General features: G+C 58.5%; 16 protein-coding genes and 1 other RNA gene. 11 read left to right on the top strand and 6 right to left on the bottom strand.

Annotated features, from left to right (window positions below; translation table 11 throughout):
* Window positions 1-69 precede the first annotated feature (69 nt).
* Entirely contained in the window at window positions 70-1,380 is a 1,311-nt protein-coding gene (locus E8L03_RS03715) for an amino acid permease (RefSeq protein WP_144234534.1), read from the top strand.
* A gap of 136 nt (window positions 1,381-1,516) precedes the next feature.
* Here the strand turns inward: E8L03_RS03715 and E8L03_RS03710 are convergent, their stop codons facing one another.
* Window positions 1,517-2,527: a UDP-glucuronic acid decarboxylase family protein gene (locus tag E8L03_RS03710; RefSeq protein WP_144234533.1), complete on the bottom strand. Its 1,011-nt coding sequence runs from the start codon at window positions 2,525-2,527 to the stop codon at window positions 1,517-1,519.
* A gap of 619 nt (window positions 2,528-3,146) precedes the next feature.
* Between E8L03_RS03710 and E8L03_RS03705 the strand changes: the two genes are divergently transcribed.
* From E8L03_RS03705 to ssrA, 4 genes are all read left to right on the top strand, one after another.
* Complete coding sequence (locus tag E8L03_RS03705) at window positions 3,147-4,007, top strand: sensor histidine kinase (protein ID WP_171266611.1); 861 nt, start codon at window positions 3,147-3,149, stop codon at window positions 4,005-4,007.
* A gap of 21 nt (window positions 4,008-4,028) precedes the next feature.
* Entirely contained in the window at window positions 4,029-4,388 is a 360-nt protein-coding gene (locus E8L03_RS03700) for a response regulator (RefSeq protein WP_144234531.1), read from the top strand.
* Between the two features lie 109 nt (window positions 4,389-4,497).
* Window positions 4,498-5,412, top strand: coding sequence for a DMT family transporter (locus E8L03_RS03695; protein ID WP_171266610.1), 915 nt, complete (start codon window positions 4,498-4,500; stop codon window positions 5,410-5,412).
* A gap of 217 nt (window positions 5,413-5,629) precedes the next feature.
* Window positions 5,630-5,989, top strand: a transfer-messenger RNA (tmRNA) gene (gene ssrA / locus E8L03_RS03690).
* 172 nt (window positions 5,990-6,161) lie between these two features.
* Here the strand turns inward: ssrA and E8L03_RS03685 are convergent.
* Complete coding sequence (locus E8L03_RS03685; protein ID WP_171266609.1) at window positions 6,162-8,288, bottom strand: sigma-54-dependent Fis family transcriptional regulator; 2,127 nt, start codon at window positions 8,286-8,288, stop codon at window positions 6,162-6,164.
* 368 nt (window positions 8,289-8,656) lie between these two features.
* Here E8L03_RS03685 and E8L03_RS03680 point away from each other — a divergent pair, with 368 nt between their 5' ends.
* The 3 genes from E8L03_RS03680 (at window position 8,657) to E8L03_RS03670 (ending at window position 13,706) form a co-directional block, all read left to right on the top strand.
* A complete protein-coding gene (locus E8L03_RS03680; RefSeq protein ID WP_144234815.1) occupies window positions 8,657-11,392 on the top strand; it encodes a molybdopterin-dependent aldehyde oxidoreductase in 2,736 nt (911 codons plus the stop codon).
* A 107-nt stretch (window positions 11,393-11,499) separates the two neighbouring features.
* Window positions 11,500-12,663, top strand: coding sequence for an iron-containing alcohol dehydrogenase (locus E8L03_RS03675; protein WP_144234497.1), 1,164 nt, complete (start codon window positions 11,500-11,502; stop codon window positions 12,661-12,663).
* 341 nt (window positions 12,664-13,004) lie between these two features.
* A complete protein-coding gene (locus E8L03_RS03670; protein ID WP_171266608.1) occupies window positions 13,005-13,706 on the top strand; it encodes an Mpv17/PMP22 family protein in 702 nt (233 codons plus the stop codon).
* Window positions 13,707-14,068: 362 nt separating this feature from the next.
* Here E8L03_RS03670 and E8L03_RS03665 read toward each other — a convergent pair whose 3' ends face one another.
* The gene (locus E8L03_RS03665; RefSeq protein WP_171266607.1) at window positions 14,069-16,987 is read right to left on the bottom strand and encodes a tetratricopeptide repeat protein; all 2,919 of its coding nucleotides are present in this window, start codon (window positions 16,985-16,987) and stop codon (window positions 14,069-14,071) included.
* A gap of 343 nt (window positions 16,988-17,330) precedes the next feature.
* Between E8L03_RS03665 and E8L03_RS03660 the strand changes: the two genes are divergently transcribed.
* The 3 genes from E8L03_RS03660 to E8L03_RS03650 are packed head-to-tail and all read left to right on the top strand — an operon-like array spanning window position 17,331 to window position 18,972.
* On the top strand, window positions 17,331-17,786 hold the full coding sequence (locus E8L03_RS03660) for a MarR family winged helix-turn-helix transcriptional regulator (protein WP_171266606.1): 456 nt from the start codon (window positions 17,331-17,333) through the stop codon (window positions 17,784-17,786).
* Window positions 17,787-17,809: 23 nt separating this feature from the next.
* A complete protein-coding gene (locus E8L03_RS03655; RefSeq protein WP_144234494.1) occupies window positions 17,810-18,649 on the top strand; it encodes a DUF169 domain-containing protein in 840 nt (279 codons plus the stop codon).
* Window positions 18,650-18,651: 2 nt separating this feature from the next.
* Window positions 18,652-18,972: an antibiotic biosynthesis monooxygenase family protein gene (locus E8L03_RS03650; RefSeq protein ID WP_144234493.1), complete on the top strand. Its 321-nt coding sequence runs from the start codon at window positions 18,652-18,654 to the stop codon at window positions 18,970-18,972.
* Between the two features lie 139 nt (window positions 18,973-19,111).
* On the opposite strand, the gene E8L03_RS03645 is transcribed toward E8L03_RS03650, so the two are convergent.
* From E8L03_RS03645 to E8L03_RS03635, 3 genes are all read right to left on the bottom strand, one after another.
* Window positions 19,112-21,295 (bottom strand): methyl-accepting chemotaxis protein, encoded by a 2,184-nt coding sequence (locus E8L03_RS03645; RefSeq protein WP_171266605.1) that lies wholly within the window; start codon window positions 21,293-21,295, stop codon window positions 19,112-19,114.
* A gap of 776 nt (window positions 21,296-22,071) precedes the next feature.
* The gene (locus tag E8L03_RS03640) at window positions 22,072-22,350 is read right to left on the bottom strand and encodes an Lrp/AsnC family transcriptional regulator (protein WP_144234491.1); all 279 of its coding nucleotides are present in this window, start codon (window positions 22,348-22,350) and stop codon (window positions 22,072-22,074) included.
* Between the two features lie 144 nt (window positions 22,351-22,494).
* Window positions 22,495-23,361, bottom strand: a complete 867-nt coding sequence (locus E8L03_RS03635) for a hypothetical protein (protein WP_235896535.1) — start codon at window positions 23,359-23,361, stop codon at window positions 22,495-22,497.
* Window positions 23,362-23,702 lie beyond the last annotated feature (341 nt).

The following is a 23,702-nucleotide window of genomic DNA, read 5'->3' as shown; positions in this document are numbered from 1 at the left end:
AGTGATCCGCACCTGACCCGACCGGGCATGACCGCCCTGGCCGTGGCCAGAACTAAAGGTTTTGTCCCCATGGCACTGCCCGTCTCCAGCCTCATCGTCGCCGCCACCGCCGCCTTGGTCTGCGGCGTGCTGCTGTTCTACAAGCCGCTGACCGCCTCCCCGGCCTGGCGCGCCACGGTCACGCCACTGGCCTCGATCATGGGCAGCGGCTTTCTCGTCTGCGTGCCGCTGCTGTACGCCAACATCGGCAACTACTCCGTCCTGGCCATGGCCGTGCTGCTGGGGTTGGCCTATGCCGTGGGCTCGGTCATCCGCTTCAATATCCGCTATGGCGAGCCGCTGTTCCAGAAACAGAATCCGCCGGACGTGTTCGAGCGCATCGAGCACCGCCTGCACATCGCCCACCGGGACGCGGCGCACCGCATCAAAATCGGCGAGGCCGCCGACCTGCTGGAGAAGATCTCACACGTGGCCTTGTCCGGCGCTTACTGCATCTCGGTGTCGTACTATCTGCAACTGCTTGCCAGCTTCGCCCTGCAGCCCCTGAACCTGCACACGGCCTGGATCGCCAAATCCCTGGTAACCCTTATTCTCGCGGGCATCGCCATCATCGGCTTCACGCGGGGCCTGAAGGGCATTGAGCGCGTGGAGCGCATCGTCGTAGGCGTCAACCTGGCCATGATCGCGGCCCTTGTGGCCGGGCTCGCGCATTTCAACGCGGTCAGTGCCATGGACGGCTCCTGGCACCTGCGGCACCTGGGAGTTTCCGGGGACAAGCTGCACGTCGTCCGCCTGCTCATGGGCATGCTCATCGTAGTGCAGGGTTTCGAAACCTCCCGCTTTCTGGGCTCGGAGCATTCCCAGGGAGAACGCATCCGGACCATGCGCTGGGCCCAGCTCATCTCCACGGTCATCTATCTCGTGTTCATCGGCCTCATGGCCGCGGTCATCGGCAACACTCAGGGCGATCTGCAAAGCGGGATCACGGCCATCGTCGCCCTGTCTGCGGTGGTCGCGCCCATCCTGCCTGCCCTGCTGACGATCACGGCCATCGGCAGCCAGTTCTCAGCGGCCACGGCTGACGACGCCGGCTGCTCCGGCCTGCTGGAAGCCATATTCAAGCGCTGGATGCCCGCTCGCTACGCCTATGTTGTGGTCTCCGCCCTGTCCATCAGCATCACCTGGATGACCGACGTTTACCAGATCATCAGCTATGCCTCGCGTGCCTTCGCCCTGTTCTACGTCCTGCAGTGCGTTGTCGCGCTGCTTGTCATGCGCAAGGTGTCCGACGTGCCAGCACGCAGGGCCAAAACCGGCCTGTACGCCGGCCTGGCACTGATCTGCCTGCTCATCACCCTGTTCGGCATTCCCGCCGGGTAGCGATGGCCAGGCGCGCCTTCAAGCCCTAGACAAACTTCGGACACGCTCCAGACTGGGCCAATACAAAGGGCGGGAGCCCGGCGCTTCAAAACGCCCGGCTCCCGCCCTGTTCTTTTGATTGAGCTATACTGCAGGCCTAGCTGCAGCCACGATCCAGCAGTGTGCCCAGCACCTTTTTCTTCTTCTCGTTCGCCTGCTTCAGGCTGGTGAGGAAGTCGTCGAAGTAGGCGATGGTCTTCTCCAGACCTTCGCGCAAAGGCACCGTGGGTTCCCAGTCCAGCTCCTGCTTGGCCAGGGAGATGTCCGGCTGGCGGCGGCGCGGATCGTCCTGGGGCAGCTCCTTGAACACGATCTCCACGGACGCGCCGATGAGCTCGCGCACGGTCTCCGCAATCTGCAGGATGGAGTACTCGCCGGGGTTGCCCAGGTTGACCGGGCCGATAAAGCCGTCGCGCGAGTGCATGAGCTTGATGAAGCCGGCGATCATGTCGTCCACGTAGCAGAACGAGCGGGTCTGGGAGCCGTCGCCGTACACGGTGATGGGATCACCGCGCAGGGCCTGGCAAATGAAGTTGGAGACCACACGGCCGTCGTTGGGGTGCATGCGCGGGCCGTAGGTGTTGAAGATGCGCGCCACCTTGATCTGCAGGTTGTGCTGGCGATGGTAGTCGAAGAAAAGCGTCTCGGCGCAGCGCTTGCCCTCGTCGTAGCAGGAGCGCGGGCCGATGGGGTTCACGTCGCCGCGGTAGCTTTCCGGCTGCGGATGGATGGCCGGGTCGCCGTACACTTCGGACGTGGAGGCCTGCATGATCTTGGCGCGCAGACGCTTGGCCAGGCCCAGCATGTTGATGGAGCCGTGCACGCACACCTTGGTCGTCTGCACGGGATCGTTCTGGTAATGGATGGGCGAGGCCGGGCAGGCGAGGTTGTATATTTCGTCGGCTTCCAGATAGAGCGGGAAGGTGATGTCGTGGCGGATGACATCGAAGTTCGGATTGTCGAGCAGGTGCTCGACGGTCATTTTCGAACCGGTAAAGAAGTTGTCCACACACAGGACTTCATTTCCGGCGCAGAGCAGGAACTCGCAAAGATGCGAGCCCAGAAACCCGGCGCCGCCGGTGACGATAATGCGCTTCTTCAAATGCATGGGGACTCCTTGCGTTGTTGCCGCACATGATGGCGGATACCGCACGGATGTAGAGCGATGCGCCGCGCGGGTCAAGGTATGAGTCAGATTTCTGTGGGATATATCCGGCCGGTCTGGTGTTTTTCCTTACTTTCCAGTATATTTTATTTAAATTGCAGCATTCTGGCCAGGCGCGTCCACTGGAACACCTCACCCTTTGTCCGTGCAGCGTGACAAGAGCGGGGGGCTCGGACAGCTTGCTGGTCCACGGCCCTGCTCCGGCGCATTCTGCACGATTTCGGAGCCGAGGTATGGTAGAATCTTGCGGATGTATCCGCAACAACACAACGATGATGGGCGGATACCGGTCCCAACGGGCCCTACTCGCCCGGAGCCCTTGATTCTTCATCCGTAGCATGTTTTAATCGGACTAAATTGGTAGGAAACATTGCGGGCGACATCGCCCCCGGAAGTTTTGGGGCTCTGCCGGGCGCCGGGTCGTTTTTTGGCCCCCCGGCACGAATCACCATCAGCAACACCCCATGCGGCCCATCTCCCCCCGCCAGCCGCATGGATCAAGCATTTACAACGACGTTGTGCTTACATTTGTATAGAAACGTCAGTCACGGTGGACAACCAGATGTTGACCGACCATTTCCGTAAGTATCGCTTACTTTGCCTGGCGTTGCTCGGCGGCGTCGTGGTGTATTTCCTGGACGCCGTGATGGACTGGCTCGTCTTCTATCCTGGCAGCTTTTCCGATCTCCTTTACGCGAACGTGCCACCGCATGAGTGGTATATTCGCCTTGTGCTTCTGTTCCTCTTCGTAGGCTTCGGCATATACGCTCAACGCCAGGTCAGCATCCGCGAACGATTGAATGCGGATCTCCAGCAGACCGTGGCGGACAAGGAAGCGTTGCTGCGCGAGGTGCACCACCGCATCAAAAACAACCTGAGCGTGGTCCTCGCCCTGGTGGAGATGCAGCGCGAGAACGTGCAGGACTCCCGCACCCTGGAGACGCTGGACCAGGTTCGTACCCGGCTGGACGCCATCATACTCATCCACAAGCAGATCTACTCCCAGGACCACTTCGCATCCATGCGGCTGGATACCTACCTGCAGAAGCTGGGCACGCGGTTGTTGGACCTCTACAACCACAACGGCCGGCACATCGAGCTGGTCTATGAGATGGAACCGGTGGAGGTGTCGCCCAAAGAGGCCGTGCCGTGCGGCTTGATCTGCAGCGAGCTTTTGACCAATGCCTGCAAGCACGCGTTCGACGCTGGGGAATCCGGCACAGTCACCTTGCGCCTTGCCGCCGTCCCGTCAGGCTTTGCGATGAGCGTTTGCGACAACGGCCGCGGCTTTCCCGAGAGTTTTTCCCTTGATGATTCCACCGGCCTGGGCCTGCAGCTCGTCCGCAGCCTGGCGCGCCAGCTGAACGGCACGTTGCGCTTGCATAATACTGCAGGTTCGTGCATCACGGTCCATGTTTCGTGAACATGATTTCAGGAATCCATCATGCACACAAAAAAGGTAATGATCGTAGAGGATGAGGCAATTACGGCCCTTTTTCTCGAACGAAATATTTCCAAGCTCGGGTACGCGGTCTGCCATGTGACCGACACCGGCGAGGACGCCGTCTCCTTCGCCCAGAACAACCCTATCGACTGCGTCATCATGGACATCCGCCTCAAAGGCCCCATGGACGGCATCGATGCGGGGGCAAGCATCAACCACAGCATTCCGATTATTTATTACTCGGCGTTCGTGGACAAGGAGACAATGAATAGGCTCCGGGCTCAACCGCACCATGCCATTCTGGAAAAGCCCGCGTCCTTTGAGGACATCGCCCAAACCATTGCCGAAGCCGTCCACTGACCAGATTACCCGGCCCCATTCACACGCCACCCTGTACTACAGGCGCTGACCGCAGCAGCGCCTCGATCCATGGCCCTGGCGGCCATGCTGCATTACCTGCGCTTCGCCTATGCTCCCTACCACTCGCGGACTCATTCTGGCCTTTGCCGGCGTGCTCATCATCACCCCGGACACCCTGCTTGTCCGGCTCATGCAGATCGATACCTGGCCCCTGCTCTTCTATCGCGGCCTGGGCATGGCCGCCGGCGTGGGCGTCTACACCCTGCTGCGCGGGCGCAAGAGCCTGGGCAAAAGGCTGCGCGCTCTCGGCCTGATAGGCATTGCCACGGCCGTGTGCTTCAGCACTGCCAACATGCTTTTTGTCAACGCGGTCATGCGCACCAGCGTGGCCAATACCCTGGCCATCATCTCCACGGCGCCTATCTGGGGTGCGCTGCTTTCCGCCGTCGTGCTGCGCGAGCGTCTGCCCCTGCGCACCTGGCTGGCCGTGGTCCTGGCCGCGCTCTGCGTGGTGGTCATTGTCAGCGGCGACCTGGGCGGCGCCGGCAGCCATCTGACCGGGGACATCGTCGCCCTGACGCAGTCCGTCTTCATGTCCTTGGGATTCGTACTCATCCGCAGTCGGCCCGATGTGGAGATGGTGCCGTGCATGGTCCTGAGTGGTTGCATCACAGCCACTGTATCGTTTTTCAGCGCAGGATCGCTGGCCGTGATGCCCCAGGACGTCGGCCTGCTGCTCGTGCTCTGCCTGGTGGTGCTGCCGTGCTCGTTCTTGTGCCTGCTCAACGCGCCGCGCTATATCCCGGCTCCGGAAGTGAACATGATTCTGCTCCTGGAGATGATCCTGGCGCCGATTCTGGTATGGGCCGCCGTGGGTGAGACCGTGTCACGCACCACCCTTGCCGGCGGCGTGGGCCTGTTCGCCGTGCTGCTGATCCACTCCCTGCTGGCCATGCACGCCAATGGCAAAAAGCGCGGCCACGCCGTGCGCGTGGGCGAGGCGAGCGTGACCACAACGGAGTGATCCGCGTATCCTGCCGGAAGGCGCCGTTTTTCCAAGCGTATCCGTTTTTCTCGGGCTGGCAGCTTCGATCACCACGCGACATCCAGGCATCCGCGTCCCTGCGCGGAAACCCCTTGCCAGCGGCGAAAAAGTCCTTATATTGATGGTTCGCGGACGGATGCCGGCGTTTCATCCCCTCCCCTTGCCGGCGCATGCGGTCCGCACACGATCTTTGAATGGGGGCGCACTGGTTTCGACGGGGATGCGGAAGCAGGAGTCGCAGGTCGAGGCGCCGCTGGCCTCGTTAAAAAGCGGCAAACCGATAGTTGCCAACAACGACTACGATTACGCTCTGGCTGCGTAACTAACGCTGCCACATTCCGAGGGCTGACGCCCGATACGCTTTTGGAATGACACCCTTATCGGGCTGGTTCCCGCCGGCGTTCGCCACGGCGGGGGCGAGACACTTTGGTGAACTGGTCGCGGCAGGAGCCTGTTCGTGGGCGCCGCCGCGATGAGATCAAATCGCGAACTAAACCTGTAGAAGCTCACTGTGGAACGTTCTCGGACGGGGGTTCGACTCCCCCCGCCTCCACCAGTTCTTTTTCTTCGTTTCTCACTATCCACGGAACATAAGAACAGCCGATAGGACCAAGCCTTGTTTGGTTGATTCTGTTCGTTGCGTCCGGCTCCTGGCCGATGTGCTGACGGGGTGTGCTGCCTTTACGCACGCGTCAGGGCGTGGCCGCAGGTCCATCCGGTCGGGGAGCTTATGGTTTCCGCTGCCTGAAGGGCTCCAGAGAGAGGCCATGGCGTTTGATATGCGCATACAGCGTCACGCGTGACACGCCGATGTCCTTGGCTGCAGCCCGGACATTGCCGTTTGCAGCCCGCAAGGCATCCATGATGCGCTGCTTTTCCTGGCTGGGTTGTTCCCGTTGTTCTCCTGCTGTTTCGCCCGTTGCGTCTGCTTCGTCCCTGGCGTCGAAGGTATCGGGCGCTGCCATCTGCGCTACCGAAGGCGTATCAGTTCCCGGCGCGACAGTGGCAACCGGTGACCAGAACTCCGACGGCAGGTCCTCTTTGCCGATAAACGGACCATCGGCTACGACAGCGGCCCGTTCAACCAGGTTCTCCAGCTCGCGGATGTTCCCCGGCCAGTCGTAGGCCTTCAGGCAGTGCATTGCTTCGGGGGTAAAGCCCTCCAGCGGTTTGTTCAACGTATGCGTCATCTTTTCCAGGAAGAAGTTGGCGAGCACCTGTATGTCTTCGCGGCGCTCGCGCAAGGACGGAATCGGGATGACCAGCACGTTGAGCCTGTAGTACAGGTCATGCCGAAAGGTCCCATCCGCCACCCTTCTGGCCAGGTCGCGGTGCGTGGCCGCCACAACGCGGACGTCCACCTGACGCGAGCGTTTGCCGCCGACTCTGGTCACTTCGCCCTCTTGCAACACGCGCAACAGATTCACCTGGGCCGCCAGGGGCATATCGCCGATCTCATCGAGGAACAGCGTGCCGCCGTCAGCCAGCTCGAACTTGCCGGGAGCTCCGTGGCGTGACGCACCGGTAAACGCGCCCCCTTCGTAACCAAACAGCTCACTCTGGACCAGATCGCGGGGGATGGCTCCGCAGTTGATAACGATGAACGGCTGGTCGCGCCGATCGCTGGCGTTGTGGATGGCCTGCGCGAACAGCTCTTTGCCCACTCCGCTTTGCCCCAGGATCAAGGTGGTCATGGCGTTTTCACTGGCCTTGTGCGCCAGTTGCAACGCCGTCCGCGTGCTTTTCGAGCTGCCAATAATATCCTGGAAGGTGTAGACGGCCTTGGCCCTGGTGATGCGGTTGGTCAGCTTGTGCACGCGCCGGCTTTCCCGAAGCGTGACGCACAGCCCCCCTTCCGGCACCGGCGACGAAGAGTACACGCACTGCAGAAAGGAGCCGTCTACCAGACGCATGGAGCATTCGTTGTCTTTGACCTTGTTGCCGGAGCGCAGAAAGCATTCCCCACTGATAGTTTCGGCCAGGGACGCGAAATCCCGACCGATCGCATCATCTTGTACGTGAAACAGCTGCTTGGCGTAACGGTTTATCATCCTGACACGACTGTTGGCGTCCAACACAATCACTGCTTCGCCCAGGATTTCCATGATTGTCTGCGTCTCCTGAAGGAGATGTCGCAGGCGCATCTGCTCGGTCACGGCCTTTGCCGCGGCAATGACGAGACCGAAGCCGTGGTGGTTGAAGTTGTCGCGCGCCATGGTCATGGAAAGCGTGCCAGCCAGCTTGTTTTCGTGGTCGAAAATCGGCGCCGCTGCACAGGACCAGCTGTCGAAGTACGGGTTGTAGTGCTCACAGCCAAGAACGCAGGTAGCCTGCTGCTCCACCAGGCAAATGCCCATGGACGTGGTGCCTTCGATGGGCTCACCGCTGACCAAGCCACGCAAAGGCGTGCTGGGTCTGCGTCCGGCCCCCAGGTCGTCGCCGCGGGTGTACAGGTAAACGCCATTGCTGTCAGTCAGAATGATGCAATTGCTGGTGGGGTGAATGTTCTCCAGCAGCTCTTGCATCACGGGCTTGGCTGTGGAGAGCAAAAACTCGTTGCGTTTCAGAACGTTGTTCAACTCTTCGGCGCTGAGACGTACTGAAGGCAGCCCTGTATACGGGGCGCCGGCGGCTGACGAGCGCTTCCAGGAGCGGATAATGTGGGGCCTGATGTGGGTGAACTGGCCGCTCTTTCCTTCGTGGAACTGTTGACGGGCATCATATATTTTTTGCCAGAACAAGGTCTGCGGGCCGCCCGGGGCGACAAAGTTACTGTAAAAGTCGGAGTGTTCACGGAACTCCTGAAGTGTATCCTCAGGAGAACTGTAATCATCGGTGGGTAATGGTGTCCGCATGCTTCACTCCATCCACTTCATAATAGTGAACAATATCACAAGCGACAGAATAGCACCGTTTACATCGCAATTTGTACGCCAGCGTACACTCTCAAAGAAGCTCACACAAGCCACCTGCCCCCTTCCAAGTAAGGGCGCCTGATCCCGTGGCCATTCCTTTGGACTTACCCGCGCAGACAGCCGTACCACATGCCGTAGAACGATGACACGATCTTTACATGTTTCGTGACATGTAAAGGAGTGTTTAACATGTAAAGGCGGATGTAAATGTCAACTTTTTATATAATTTCAGCTAGATATTAATACGAACCATATTGGCATGTCGCTTGCCTACAGTCTGATAAAAACAGGAGCGAGCCATGAGTTCAATGTTGCAGAAACGGTTGTTCATCAATGGGGTGGAGACGCCTGTTTTCGCCCCGGCAAAATCCACTTTGGCTGAAGTTCTCAGAGAGCAACTCCATTTGACCGGCACAAAGGTCGGTTGCGGGCAGGGGCAGTGCGGCGCCTGTTCTGTGATTCTGAACGGCAAGGTCGTCCGGTCCTGCATCACCAAGATGAGCCGGGTTCCCGAGAAGTCCTATATCACCACGATCGAAGGGATTGGCGCGCCGGGCAATCTGCATCCTCTGCAAAAAGCCTGGGCCCTGTACGGCGCCGCACAATGCGGGTTCTGCTCGCCGGGGTTCATCGTCTCGGCCAAGGGGCTCCTGGACGAGAACGACACCCCCACACGCGCCGATGTCAGGAACTGGTTCCAGAAACACCGCAATGCCTGCCGTTGTACAGGCTACAAGCCGCTTGTGGACGCGGTGATGGCCGCTGCCGAGGTCCTGCGCGGCGATGCGCCCGAAGAAAGCCTGGAGTTCAAGATGCCCGAAGACGGGCGTATCTGGGGCTCCAAGTATCCCCGCCCCACTGCCGAGGCCAAGGTCACCGGCACGCTGGACTACGGCGCGGACCTGGGTCTGAAGCTGCCTGACGACACGCTATGCCTCGCTCTGGTGCAGGCCGAGGTGAATCACGCCAACATCCTGAGCATCGATACGTCCAAGGCGGAAACAATGCCCGGCGTGCACGCCGTGCTGACAGCCAAGGACGTGAAAGGCAAAAACCGCATCTTTGGTCTGGTCCAGAGCCCGTACCACAAAGGGGACGGCTGGGAACGCCCCATCATCAGCGATACCAAGGTGTTCCAATATGGCGATGTCCTGGCTGTGGTCTGCGCCTCCACCTATGAAGAGGCCAATGCGGCGGCCAAGGAAGTGGCCGTAGAGCTGGAGATGCTGCCTGCGTACATGAGCGCGCCCGAGGCCATGGCGGACGACGCCATAGAGATCCATCCCGGCACGCCCAACGTGTACTTCACGCAACCGCTGATCAAAGGCGATGAAACCGCGCCCGTATTTGAACGCGACGATGTGGTGGTGGCGCAGGGAGATTTCGTCACCAGCCGGCAGCCGCACATGCCCATCGAACCGGACGTCTCGTTCGGATATATGGGCGAAGACGAGCTGTTGCACATCCACAGCAAATCCATTGCTGTGCACCTGCACGCCTTCATGATCGCCGAAGGCATCGGGCTGACGCCTGACAAGATCGCCATGGCATCCAACCCCATGGGCGGCACCTTCGGCTACAAGCTGAGCCCCACGTCCGAAGCCCTGGTCGGCGCGGCCGTGCTGGTCACCGGAAGGCCCTGCTTCCTGCGCTACAACTACCACCAGCAGATGACCTATACGGGCAAGCGCTCCCCGTTCCACATCAGCGCGCGCATGGCCGCGGACAAGAGCACCGGGCGCATCCTGGCCCTGGAGCATGATTATGCGGTGGACCACGGGCCCTACTGCGAGATGGCCAGCGTGCTGACCGGACGCGGCATCCAGTTCATCGGCGCGGGCTACGACATTCCGAACATCCGCGGCATGGGCCGCACCGTCTGTACAAACCACGCCTGGGGCGCAGCATTCCGCGGCTTCGGCGGGGTCCAGTCCTATTTTGTCGGGGAAACCCTGGTGGAAGACCTGGCCGAGGCCCTTGGCCAGGACCCCCTGGAGTTCCGTTACGCCAACTGCTACCGCGAGGGCTCCACAACGCCCACCGGCGCGACGCCGGACGTCATCGCACTGCCGCAGCTGCTTGATGCGTTGCGTCCGAAGTACAAGGAGGCCAAGGCGCGCACCGCCAGGAACTCCACCGAAAAGATCAAAAAAGGCGTGGGCATTGCTGTGGGCGTCTACGGCGCCGGCGCGGACGGCATGGATACAGCCGAGGTCTTTATCCAGTACGACCCGGATAACGGCGTAACCCTCGGGTGCTCGTGGGAGGACCATGGCCAGGGCGCGGACATCGGCGCCGTGGGCACAACGCACGAGGCCCTGCGGCCCATGGGCATTCCCGTGGAGAAGATTCGTTTCAGCTGGCCAGACTCTTCCAAGCAGCCCCCGGCAGGACCGGCCGGCGCGTCGCGCTCCCAGGTGGTTGTGGGTAGTGCATTGCGCGCCGCATGCACCGCGATGCTGGAGACGCTGAAAAAGGCCGATGGCGGCTTCATGACCTATGACGAAGCCGTGGCCGCCGAAAAGCCCACGCGTTTTGAAGGCACCTACTCCTCACAGGGCAGCGCCTGCGACCCCGATACCGGTCTCGGCGATCCTTTCGTGAACTGCATGTACACGATCTACATGGCCGAAGTCTCGGTGGAAGTCGCCACCGGCAAGGTCAAGGTGGACAGGGTTTCCTGCGTCGCGGACCTCGGCGCCATCAACAACAGGCTGGCTGTGGACGGGCAGATATACGGCTGCATCGCCCAGGGCATTGGCCTGGCCCTGAGCGAGGACTTTGAAGACATCAAGAAGCACTCCACCATGATCGGTGGCGGCTTTCCCTACATTGAAAGCATCCCGGACGACATGGAGATCGAGTACTTCGAAAACAACCTGCGCGAGCATGGACCCTTTGGCGCTTCCGGCGCTGGAGAAGGCCCCATGGTCAACCCCCACATGTCGGTCATCAATGCCATTCACGACGCCTGTGGCGCACGGATATACCGGCTGCCGGCAACTCCGGAACGAGTGTTGGAAGCGATCCGGAAAGCGCAATGATACTGTGCCGTTGGTCACAGACTAAGCTGTAGCCTTCAAAGACAACTGTTGTGGACGGCATCCTGCGATGCCAGAAAACGCAATCGTGTAACACAAAGAGGCGAGCTATGATTACTGCGTTTCAATTGGCCAAGATTATCTTCACTGGTGCTGGCGCACTGGAAAAGGTGCCTGAAACGATCAAGATGCAGGGGTTGAAGAAACCGTTGATCGTGACTGACAAAGGCGTCGTCAAAGTTGGCCTGGCGAAGAAAGTGGAAGATATCCTGACCGCTGCCGGCATCCCCTACGCCCTGTATGATGAAACCGTGCCGAACCCGCATGAAAAAAATGCCGCAGATTCCTACGACCTTTACACGAAAGAGGGCTGCGACTGCCTGATCGGTCTTGGCGGCGGCAGCTCCATGGATGCGGCCAAGGCGTGCGGTATTCTCGCCACCAACGGCGGCCCCTTGGGCAACTTCCGCGGCATGGGGCTCCTCAAGGCCGACCTTCCTTTCTACATCGCCATCCCCACCACCGCGGGCACGGGTTCCGAGTCCACCTGCGCCGCTGTCATCACCAACGCCCAGGAAGAGCACCACTGGAAGATGGTTATTCTGGATGGCCGCCTGCTGCCCTCTGTCGCTATCATTGACCCGCTGTTGATGACCGGCCTGCCCCCGGCGATCACGGCCTCCACGGGCATGGACGCCATGACGCACGCCATCGAGGCGTACATCTCCATCGGCGCCATGGAGTACAGCAACGCCATGGCCCTTGGCGCCATCGAGCTGATCTTCAAGTACCTGCGCCGCGCCGTGGGCAACGGCAACGACATCGAGGCGCGCGAAAAAATGGCCTACGCCCAGACCATGGCCGGTATCGCATTCAGCAACGGCGGCCTGGGGCTGGTCCATTCCATGGCGCATCCCCTGAGCGCGTTCTTCAACTTCCCCCACGGCTTCGCCAACGCCGTGTGTCTGCCTACTGTGCTGGAATACAACAAAATCGTATGCCGTGAAAAAATGGCCACCATCGCCAGGCTCAGCGGCCTGACCGATCTTGGCCCCTATCCCGAGGATACGGCTATTGAGGCCGTGCAGCGTCTCAATGACGACATCGGCATCCCGAGGACCATCACCGGTGTGGCCGCCCAGATCGGAGCCACGGCCGACAGCAAGGACATCGAGGCCATGTCCAAGGACGCCCTTGAAGAGGTCTCGACCATCACCACTCCCAGGGTGCCATCTCTTAACGATGTCATAGGCTTGTACAACAAGTGTTGGTAGCCGCCAACATGGGGTGACGGCTTCAGATGGGGAGAGGAACATACTGTGTGTTCCTCTCCTTCCCACCAAAAGCAGCTACCACATGTTGCGCAACACGCAGGACTCCGGCTTTTTCAACACCCCGGAGCAATGGAGGCCGCTTCGCCCTCCCGGCTTCCTTCCCCGGAGCCCGGCCCCTCGCACCGGGCGCCACGACCGCTCGTGTTGACGGCTCTTATCCGGAAAAGCGTAGCGTCTGAACATTTCGTTCCAGGAAAAAGAACATTGCTCGCACATGATGGGCCCGAGCCCACGCCACGACCCAGCAACAGAGCAATGTCAAAGGCATCAGGGTGAGAAAAATGAAAAGTTCCGATGGAATAGCTATCGTGGGCATTGCCCTGGCTCTGGCGCTGTTCACTGTTCTTCCCGACAATGTCGCGGCCGTGAATGAGTTCTCTCAAGCGCACGGCTTTTTGATGAGTTTTCTCAAGTTCGCAATACTGGGTACGGCTGGCGAGATGGTGGCTCTCAGAATCACCACCAAGAAATACATTCAACCAGGCTTCGGCGTCCTGCCGAGAGCTCTGATGTGGGGCGTCATCGGCCTGCTCATCCACACGGCTTTTACGGTGTACGCCTCGGGTACCCCGGTTTTCCTCAAACAAGCCGGATTCTCCGTCGCTCCCGATGACCTGGTCAACGGCAGCTTCCTGGTTCGCCTGGGTGTGGCCTTCAGCATAAGCACTCTGATGAACATCCTGTTCGCTCCCCTGTTCATGCTGGCTCACGGCGTGGTGTCCATGCACATCGAAAAGACCGGCGGTACGTTGCGTGGTTTGTTCTCGCCGCTGCCAGTCAGCCACCTGCTGGATGAGATTGACTGGAACATGCTGTGGGGTTTTGTTTTCAGGAAAACCATTCCTTTCTTCTGGATCCCCGCCCATACGGTGACGTTCATGCTTCCTCCCGAGCTCCGGGTGCTGTTCGCCGCTGCCTTGGGAGTTGTGCTCGGTGTGATCCTGGCCTTTGCGAGTTTGAAAAGCGTGCCGGCAACAACGTAAGCCCGCGCGCATGCGATGCGCATAGGGCAACGGCAGCGCTTCCATCCAAGAGTTTTGGGCATGTCAGAACCTCACCAGGTTGGCGGGCGTCACACTTGAGGTACTCTGTCATGCACAATACGGCGGTTTGCAGGGCATACCGAAACAATGTCCTGCAAGCCGCTTGAATTTTGCGAGGTGCTTATCGACCTTAACAGACGAACGCACGGATAGGCCCCCCAGCCGATCCGTTGGGCGTCATCGTAGAAATACAGAACAGCCTCAGTCGCAGCTGCAAAGATCGCGAACTAAACCTGTAGAAGCTCACTGTGGAACGTTCTCGGACGAGGTTCGACTCCCCCTTCCACGAACAACATTCTCTACTAGCCGTATGCTTCCTTGAATTCTTCTTCGTTGGTTATGGGATGCTTCTGATAAGGAAGCAACCGTGCAAAAAAGTGCTTTGCAAAGTGCTTTGCATTCAGGTCGTATTTCTTTGCTCTGCCGTCCGCAGTAAACAAATAGGCTCTTTCTGATCCTTTTCTTTCGGAGACCTCAATTTCCTGCACCCACTTGGGCTTATAAAAAAAATCTTTGGCCTTAAGGCAAGCCAAGGTATCTACTTCTCGAAACTCGAATGAATCTTGCGTATTATATTGAGTATGACTCAGAAAGCTATGGGTGGTTATGTTGTAGACAGTGGTCAAGTCGCCTGCGACTACAAATGTTTTACTCTTTTCATTAGAGTTGTTTTCCCCCTGCACCTTGTTCAAAGCCTGCCCTAGCTTCTGCACGAGATCGATGTGAAACCCCTTGAGCTCGGCGCCGAATTCGCTGATCACGGCCGCGTCCGGATTCAACTCTTTCAGGAGCATCAAAGTTCCGAGCAACCCCAAATGGTTGGGATAGAACCGGCTACCGATTTCGCCAGGCGATGGAACCTCCCCCAAGCCGAATTCACGCTTTTTGATCGAGCCGATGTGCGCGATGACGAGGTGAGGAGAGTTCCGAAACGCCTTTGGATACTGCTTGAACAGTGCATCCTTTGAGCCTGTTTTCAATTTAGGGCTTTGCCCGTCGTCGTAGTACCTTTCCACTCCGTCTGACCCACAATCGCGCGGATAGAGCCCGGAGTCCCCAGTAAAAACAACCTTCCGCGTCCCATTTTCCGTGTCGAACTCGAACCCCAGGCCCACAGCCGATTGACGCGTGATCACGTCGTCATGGTACGCGGGCAGGACGGTCAGTACGGTTTTCTTATTGAGCTGAATGCGCTGCTCGTAGCCTGTGGTGGAGGGGCAGAGGGTGACAACATTACCGTATTTTAGATCACGCAAATCCAGCAGGCCCGCAAACTTCCTCTGTACTCCGGCGCTCAGATACAAATTCACCTGCTTTTTTGGCAGGTCCTCCTTGTCCATTCGCCTTTGGAACAGCATCAGGAGGGCCTCCAGCTCAGCTGTATGGTCGTCGTGGGCGTGCGTAACTATGATATGGTCGATTCCGCCTAACCGACCGCCCGTGCGATGAAAATTTTCGATGAAGTCGTATCCAGGATCGATGACGATACCTTCACCGGCGTGCCGAATGTAATATCCGCCTCCCCGGTCCGATTCTTCCGCCGACGGAATAACCGGAGTGTAGGAGTTCCACTCCCGCAGCACCAACAAGAAAGAAAACTTATCATTGAAGTGAGCGTCTTCCGTAATGAACCTGTCCGTTCTGGTTTTCGCAGCCTCCATGTTTTTGAAGTATGTATTCTGCGTCTCAAGATCAATCTCCTCCAGCATATGGGATAGGACCATTTCCAGATTGGCCTCAACGTCGCCGCCGGTGATTGTGAGATCCCGCTTCATCCGTACCTTGCGTTGCTGTGAGTCTTTGGAACGCATCTTGGATGGAAAGCGACGTGCAACAATCGTGTATAAGTATGTCAGCTCCTCTTTTATCGCGTCCTTTTGGAGGAGTTCCTTCTGAATAGAGTCGAAAAGCTTGCGGGCTTCCTTGCGCTGCTTCATCTCAAACAAGGTCAGACTTTTTCGCAACTTTGCTTCAAAGACCCATTTACGGAGCAGCGGATCGTGGACCTCTCCGAAACGGCGTGCTACCTCCTCGTATACTTGGCTTGCCTCATCCGACTTGCCCTGCTGCTCAAAGGCTACGCCCTTGTTCACCAGCGCCCTAGCCACTTGTTCCAAGATGCCGGGCTCTGTGGCCTCTCCGAAGCGACGCGCAACCTCCTCGAATACCTGAGTTGCTTCTGGTTTGCCCTGCTTTCCGAGGACTGCGCCCTTGTTCACCAATGCCCTGGCCACTTGTTCCAAGATGCCGGGCTCTGTGGCCTCTCCGAAGCGACGCGCAACCTCCCCGAAGATCCGGCTGGCTTCCTCCGGCTTGCCTAGCTGACTAAAGGCTAAACCTTTGTCCACAAGCGCCTTAGATACCTGCTCTAAGATGCCGGGCTCCGTGGATTCTCCGAAACGGCGCGCTACCTCCTCGAATATCCGGCTTGCCTCCTCCGGCTTACCTTGCAGCCCGAGGATTACGCCCTTGTTCAGCAGCGCCCGGGCCACTTGCGCCAAGATGCCGGGTTCCGCGATTTCTCCCAAACGGCGCGCTACCTCCTCGAATACCTGAGTTGCTTCTTCTGGTTTGCCCTGCTTTCCGAGGACTGCGCCCTTGTTAACCAATGCCCTGCCCACTTGTTCCAAGATGCCGGGCTCTGTGGCCTCTCCGAAACAACGCGCAACCTCCTCGTAAACCCGGATTTCCTCTTCCGGCTTGCCCTGTTTTCCGAGGATAGTACCTTTGTTATACAGTGCCCTGGCCACCTGCCTTACAAGGAAAGGTTCCCGAGCCTCTCCAAAACGACCGAGGAGTTGATCCGCCGTTTTGAGCGCCTCGTCGCAGCGGCTCTCACTGGCAAGCGCATAGACCTTTTCACCCAACGTCATAGCCTCGAACCATTCCGGCGCAACCTGCCCCTCGAAGCCCTTGCTCAGCAGATGATCAAGCACACCGAGAGCCTTCCCATAATTGCGGATATCCTGGTTCAGGATGCGTACGAGCATCAAGGAGGCTGCGTGGTGCTCAGAATCTCTGCCCCGGATTTCTTCGAGGAGGGTGATAGCCTTCTCCGTTTTCTTCTCCAAAACAAACAGCCGGGCCTCGATAATTCGTGCCCATTCTCCTTGTCCTGAGACGCGCTCCTGCAACTCATTGAAGCCGCGGTGCACTGCACTATCGTCCCAATCTCCAGCCAGCAACTGCAGGAATTCCCTGGTAATCTCTTCGTTCGTCATTGTCTGTTCCTGTCCCAGCGTAAATAAAAGCAACGGGTGTATGCGATACGTCCACGAAGACAGTCCGTGCGAAAAGAGGCGCCAAGTCCTTCACCAGACCACTAGCCTGAACGACCAACAAACTCAAGAACCAATACCATTATCGGGATAGCCACTTACAAGTGACATTGGTGAATAGCTTTCAAATGAAATATCTGTGGCAAAACTGTTATCGGCATGAACTCTAACACATAACACACCGTCCTATTCATTTTTCAAGCACTATTTCTTTTCCCCAAGGACCACGCCGCCGATTTTGCATGTCCAAATTGACAGCGACCTGTCTATTTGACAGTATGCTGTCATGAAGAAGCACAAAGAGCTACGCACTCCGGCCGGTGATGCGTTCAACCGCCTCACTCTGGAGACATTCCATTTCTACGGCATGCTCATCGCCGCCGGCGACGAGGTCGTCAGGGAATTCGGTCTGACCAGCTCGCTCTGGCAGGTGCTCGGAGCCGGGGTCGCATCGGATACCGGACCACTCACCGTGGCGCAGATTGCCCGCAACATGGGATTGACGCGGCAGAGCGTGCAGCGTTCGGCAAAGATACTGGAGCGAAAGGGGCTGATAACCTTTGAGGAAAATCCGGACCACAAGCGCGCCCGGCTCGTGAAGCCCACGCCTCAGGGTCTGGAGGTACTGGATGCGATCATGATCGCCCACGCCGAGTGGGTCAACCGCATTGCCCGGGAGGAGGACGCCCAGGCAATCGATGACGTCGTGCGGCTGATGCGCAGGTTGGCCGCTCGTCTATAACCACTGCAATCACAGGAGATATCATGGACTCCGCTATTCAAAGCGCCATACCGGACTTCCTGGAGCTGCTCGGGCTCGATGAGGAACCTGTCGGACTCTTCTACACGGACAAGCAACCCGAAGACGGGTCGTTTCCCAAGCAGTGCGAGACGCCCACCAGGGAGCGCGAGCAGGCCGGGGAGATCGACTGGCCCGGCGTGTTCGGCAAGTTTTCCTGCGTCATGCGCCACATCCTGATGGCGAGGAAGCAAAAGAAGGCGGCGTGGTTCGCCGCCGACCACTTCGGCTGCCCCGGTGCGGCGTTCTGGCTCGGCTTCATCAAGCCTCAGACTGATACCATCATCAACTATATCTCCGCGGGCATTCCTGGCTGGAGCGAAGGCGAGCTGTACTGCGAATCCCCGGAGGCGCTCGGCCAGGTCTTCCAGGGGATCGATCCGCGGCCGGCGCCCAAACCGTACCTCGTTATCAAGCCGCTGAGCCTGTTCACAGAGGACGAGGAGCCGGAGCTGGTCATCTTCTTCACCCGACCCGAGCCGCTGGGCGGTCTGCACCAGCTCGCCTTCTTTGTGACCAACGACCCCGAGGTGGTCCAGTCGCCCTGGGCCTCCAGCTGCGGCACCATCGTCACCTGGCCGCTCCGCTACCTCTCGCAGGGCCTGAACAAGGCCGTGACCGGCGGCTGGGACCCCTCGGCCCGCAAGTTCTTCAAGGTGGACGAACTCTCCTTCACCGTGCCCTACGCCATGTTCCAGGATATGGTTGCTCGCGGCAAAGACTCCTTCCTGGACAGAGAGGCGTGGCTGAAGACTGTGCGCAAGAAGATTGCGCGCAGCAAGCAGGTCTGGAGCAAGGAGAAGTAGCCATGGATCTTTCGGAGCTCACCGACGATGGCAAGGCGCTGCTCATCAACCCGTTCGAGGTAGAAAAAGGCCGGGACCAGGAGTTTCTGGAGTTCTGGAACCGGGCCGCGGCGTTGCTCAAGCAGAAGGACGGGTACGTTGCGACATATCTGCAGAGAGCCGTCGCTCCCGGCGCACTGTTCCGCTATGTGAACATCGCAGTATGGGACTCGCCGGAGGCGTTCCAGAACGCGGTGAGCGACCCGGAGTTCCAGGCCCTGGTCGGCCTGTATCGGGACGTGTTTCCGCACTTTCCCGGCATCTACAGGACGGTGGACGCCTGACGCAACGTCAACGGACTGCATGTCGTAAGCCCACACAACAGTCCCCCCCATAAAACAAGGCCCTCGGCGCTACGGTGCCGGGGGCCTTGTGCATTTCGTTATGGGCAAACGCGGTATCCGTAGTCTGCGCTTTCCCGCTTTACTGTCCCAACCGGCGCATGAGCTCGGAGAGGTCGTTGGACATGCCGGCCAGCTCCTGCACCGCGTTGGAGGACTGCTCCATGCTATCGGCCGTGTCATTGGTGATGATGTTGATCTCCTCCACCGAGCGGCTGATCTGCTCCGAGGTGGCGGACTGCTGCTCCGCCGCCGTGGCGATGCTCTCCACCTGCGCGGCGTTGGTTTCCATGAAATGTACGATCTCCTGCAGGGCTGTGCCGGACTGCCCGGACAGGTCCGTGGCCTTTTGCACGGCGTCGGACGCGCGGTGCATGTTGTCCACGTTCTTGTTGGTTGCTTCCTGAATCGCCTCGATGCTGGCGCCCACCTCGCCGGTGGCGTTCATGGTCTTCTCGGCCAGCTTGCGCACCTCGTCGGCCACTACGGCAAAGCCGCGGCCGGCCTCTCCGGCGCGCGCCGCTTCGATGGCGGCGTTCAAGGCCAGCAGGTTTGTCTGGTCAGCGATGTCGCTGATCACGTTCATGACATTGCCGATGGATTCCGACCGCTCCGACAAAGTGTTCATATTGGCCAGAAGCTCCGCCGCCGCTGCTTCCACCTGGGCGATGGCTTCCACAGACTGCCTGACCACGTCGGCCCCTTCCAGAGCCTTGTCCCGGGTGACGGAAGAATTCTTGGACGCCTCGCTGGCGTTCTGCGCCACCTCCATGACCGTGGCGTTCATCTCCTCCATGGCCGAGGCGGTTTCGGAAACGCGGTCCCGCTGCATGGACGTGCCTTTGGTAATCTGCTCCACCTGCGCGGCCAGCTCGTCCGCTGACGAGGCAAGCCGCTCGGACAGCCCGTTGGCCTGCTCCACTACCTCAAGAATCCGCTTCTGCGTGGTCTTGATCTCGGTCTGGTCCATGATGATCTCGAACGCGCCGACAACATTCCCGTCGTCATCGGTGATGGGTACGCCGGTGTAGGCGATCTCCAGATCGGCTCCCTGCGGGTGGGCGTCCGTCTCCGACGAGGCCTTGCGCAGCTCCTTCATGGCCACGTTGCAGGCGCAGCTGCCTGTGCCGCAGTCCGAAGTGTGGAACACGTCGCTGCACTTGGTGCCGAGAAGGGACTGCTTGTCCATGCCCAGCAGTTCGCGGCCCTGCGCGTTCATGTAGGTGATGTGGAACTGATTATCGATGGCCATGATCGGCGTGGGCACGGCGTCCAGATAGTGGGTGAAGGCGTCCGCCAGGAGGTTGGTAGAGGTGACGATCTCGGCGAACGACCCCGGAAAAGCGTCTGCATCGCCGCGCTCCTCCAAATGGCCGAAGCGTACGCGGGAGCTGACCTGCTTGAACTCGAGCACAACTTTATTCAGCGTTTCCGGTATCATGCGCATGGCGTCGGCCACCCTGGCGATCTCGTCGCGGCCGCGGATATCGAGCTTGGCGCTGAAATCGCCAGCCGCGATGGCCTGTGCAAAACGCATGGCCTTGCCGAGCTGTGAGGAAATGACCAGCGAAAGAAAGAGCGCGATGATCACGCCGACAGCCAGGGCCACGACTCCAATGGTGGCGATGGTCGTGCCAAGCTGCTGGTTGTGCGCCTGCAGCACGGGGCCGAGCTCCTCCTGCTCCTTGATCACAGAAAGCTTGATCTGCTCGAAATCATCGGCAATCTGCGGTCCGTACGTGTGCAGAGTGGTCTCGACCACCTCGTTGCGCTCGGCCGCGAGGTCCAGCACGGCGCTGCTCGCTTCGATGTACATATTGGACGCTTTGAGAATGTCCTTATAGAGATTGCGCACCTGAGAAGTCTCGCCCTTGCGGTCGCGGTCTTTGATAAGCCCTTGGGATATCGTGAACTCGTCGCGTGATTTCTTGGCATCGGCAGGATCGTGCGTGCTCCACAGGAAGTAGGCCATGGCAAGGCGCCCCTGCATCAGATGTCGCTGCACGGCGGTTGCCGTCTTCAACCCCTCGAACAGCTCGTAGACCGTGCATATTTCGATAATCTTGTTGAGCTTCTCAACCATTTCCGGGCCGGAGGCGACCATGGTCCCCATCTTCTCTCTGCTCTCGGCGGCGATCTCTTCCAATCTTTTGACGCCGGCCATGTACTTTCCCATGCCCAGGACTGCTTCGCCAAGAAGCTTGATGCGTTCAGGATTCTTGACCTCTGTCTTCGCAGTTTCGACAAAGCCTTGAAGCATTGTCATTCTATTTTGGTAATCGTTGAGAATTTCTTCGTTTGGGTTGTTTGCATAGTCAATTGCGCTGACATGAGCCAATAATATATTGGCCTGCATACGCCCGGCAAGATTGGCATCAGTCGCCGTATGTTCATACTGATTAAATCCACGACTTGCATCTTCAAGACCAGTGTATCCTTGCCAGGCGACGACGGCGAACAACAACAGCACGACGCCAAAGCCAATGAACAATTTGAGCTTGATGCTTATTGAATTTAATACGGATAGAAAGCTTGTTGACGGCATTTAAATCTCCATGCAATCAAACTGAAGTAAACTGTAAGACAGTCACAAGAATGAAATAAAAAAATAATTATTACATTTCGCCAGAAGATAACCACCCTAGCGGATTAGACTGTTTGCCCCTTAATGTCTACACGTATATAACCAATCTCAATTATTTAAAAAACGCTTAACCTGTTTCAAGAACGTTCGAATGCGCACATTTTTTCAATTGAAAGCTGTCGCGCCTGGGCCCAGAGTTCCTATCGGTTCTCGACAAAAATGGTTTAGGTTATCGTATTCAATCCTTTGCTCATTCCCAGATGCCGGCTCCCGACAAAGTCGACCGACGGCACAGACTTCCGGACCGCTGCACTGAAAGATTCCTCCCCTGCCTCTGCACCAAAACAAAGACGGCGGAGAGGAGCTTTTTCAGCTCCCATCCGCCGCCGCAGAAAAGGTAATTTCGCTTAAAGCGTTACATCATAAAAATCTTTTTAAATAGCTTCAAATCAGGATTTTTACTCGACGCCGATCGCGAACATGCGTTCCAGATCGTGTTTGGAGAACACCTTGAAGGCGATGAGGGTCTCGGTGGTGCGAATCCCTTCTATGGTAGGGAACTTCTCGGTCACGATGTCCGAGATTGCCTCGTTGGTTTTAGCGCGAATGATGGCCACGAGGTCGAAGCGGCCACCCACCGAGTAGACTTCGCTCACCTCGTCGATGTCCACGAGCTTCTGGGCGATATCCTGCAACTTGTAGTTCTCGACATTGATCAGCACGATTGCGTTGGTCATCGCTGGCTCCTTGCTATCTCAGCAGAATCGTTCGTTTTCGATATCCGGCTCTGTGCGGTGTTCCGCCGCACGCAACATTGTACGCATTCAGGCCCGATACCGAAAGCCCCAAGTGCCCGACTGCGGCCCCAGCGATGGCGCGCGTCAATCATCGCGCGAGGCGCGGCCGTCCGGCGCAAAGTGGTTGTAGGCCAGGGTCAGGCAGATGGCGAAAGCCACCGCAGTGACGCCGAGCAGGGAGTCGAAAAACCGCGGAGATGCCAGCGCCATGCGGATGAGCAGCGTGGACACGGCGAACCCGGAGTTGCGGAACGTGGAGTAGAACGACGGCAGGTACAGCGAGGAGATGAGCACCAGCAGGATATCGCTGAAGATGAGCACCGTATAGAAAACGTCGAAGAACGGCTGGGCATGCCCGGTGCGTAGGGTTTCCATACCCGTCTGCACGGCGATGGTGAAGAAGACGCCCAGCATGATCAGCGCCAGCAGCTTCTTGGTGGCCACAAAGCGGTACAGATCCACGGCGGATTTGCTGCTCTTGCGCTTCACATGCAGCCGGCTGTACACGCCAAGCCCCACGAAGATGATGAGCGAGCCGCAGGCATCGGCGATTATGGGCAGGACAGGGCCGATGCCGTGGGCAATCTCCAGCGGTTCCTCAAAGTGGACAAGCTCCTTGAACGCGTTGCGCAACAGGATGAGCGCGAGAATCTCGAACTGCTTGCCCACAGCGCGGGACATGGAGCACGGCAGCGTGAACACGAGGTCGATGACCTCCTGAATGAGCACGAGGCCGAAGGCCAGCTTGATGGCGTAGTAGTGGCTGGTGGGCGTGAGGTCGGCCAGCGGTTCCGGCAGGAGACCCCGCCGATTCATCTCGATGCCCACCAGGCCCAGCAGGAACAGGAGGATCTGCGCCAAAGCGATGGCCCGCTTGGTGCGCTGGTTTTCCCACAGCGAATGCAGGGGATCGAAGATATGTGTGGTGCCATCCAGCAAGAGACTCGTCAATCTGCCCTCTCCAATGCTCATTTGTGCGCGTATTCCACTCGGTTGCCGATTCCACCTTCATAGCCAGCCTGGGTAACGAGTGCAAGAAGGATGAGGCATATCGTGCTTGCCTTATTCACAACCCCACACAGCGCGGCCGTATCTTTTTGGAACCCGAAATAACCCGCATGGCATGTCGGAGAATGCGGCTTTGTTTTCCTGTATTTCGTATAGGACTGTAGGAATACTGCCTACGCCACTCCTGCCTGAATCTACCCCACTTTTCCACCCTATGATTTTAATCCAGATACTCCATTATCTGTACATATTGACAGTACAACTTTAAACCAAAGGATCATTCG

The organism is Oceanidesulfovibrio marinus (assembly GCF_013085545.1).
GTDB lineage: Bacteria > Desulfobacterota > Desulfovibrionia > Desulfovibrionales > Desulfovibrionaceae > Oceanidesulfovibrio > Oceanidesulfovibrio marinus.
The sequence above is the reverse complement of the archived record's forward strand: the minus strand, read 5'-3'. Positions and strand labels throughout refer to the sequence as shown.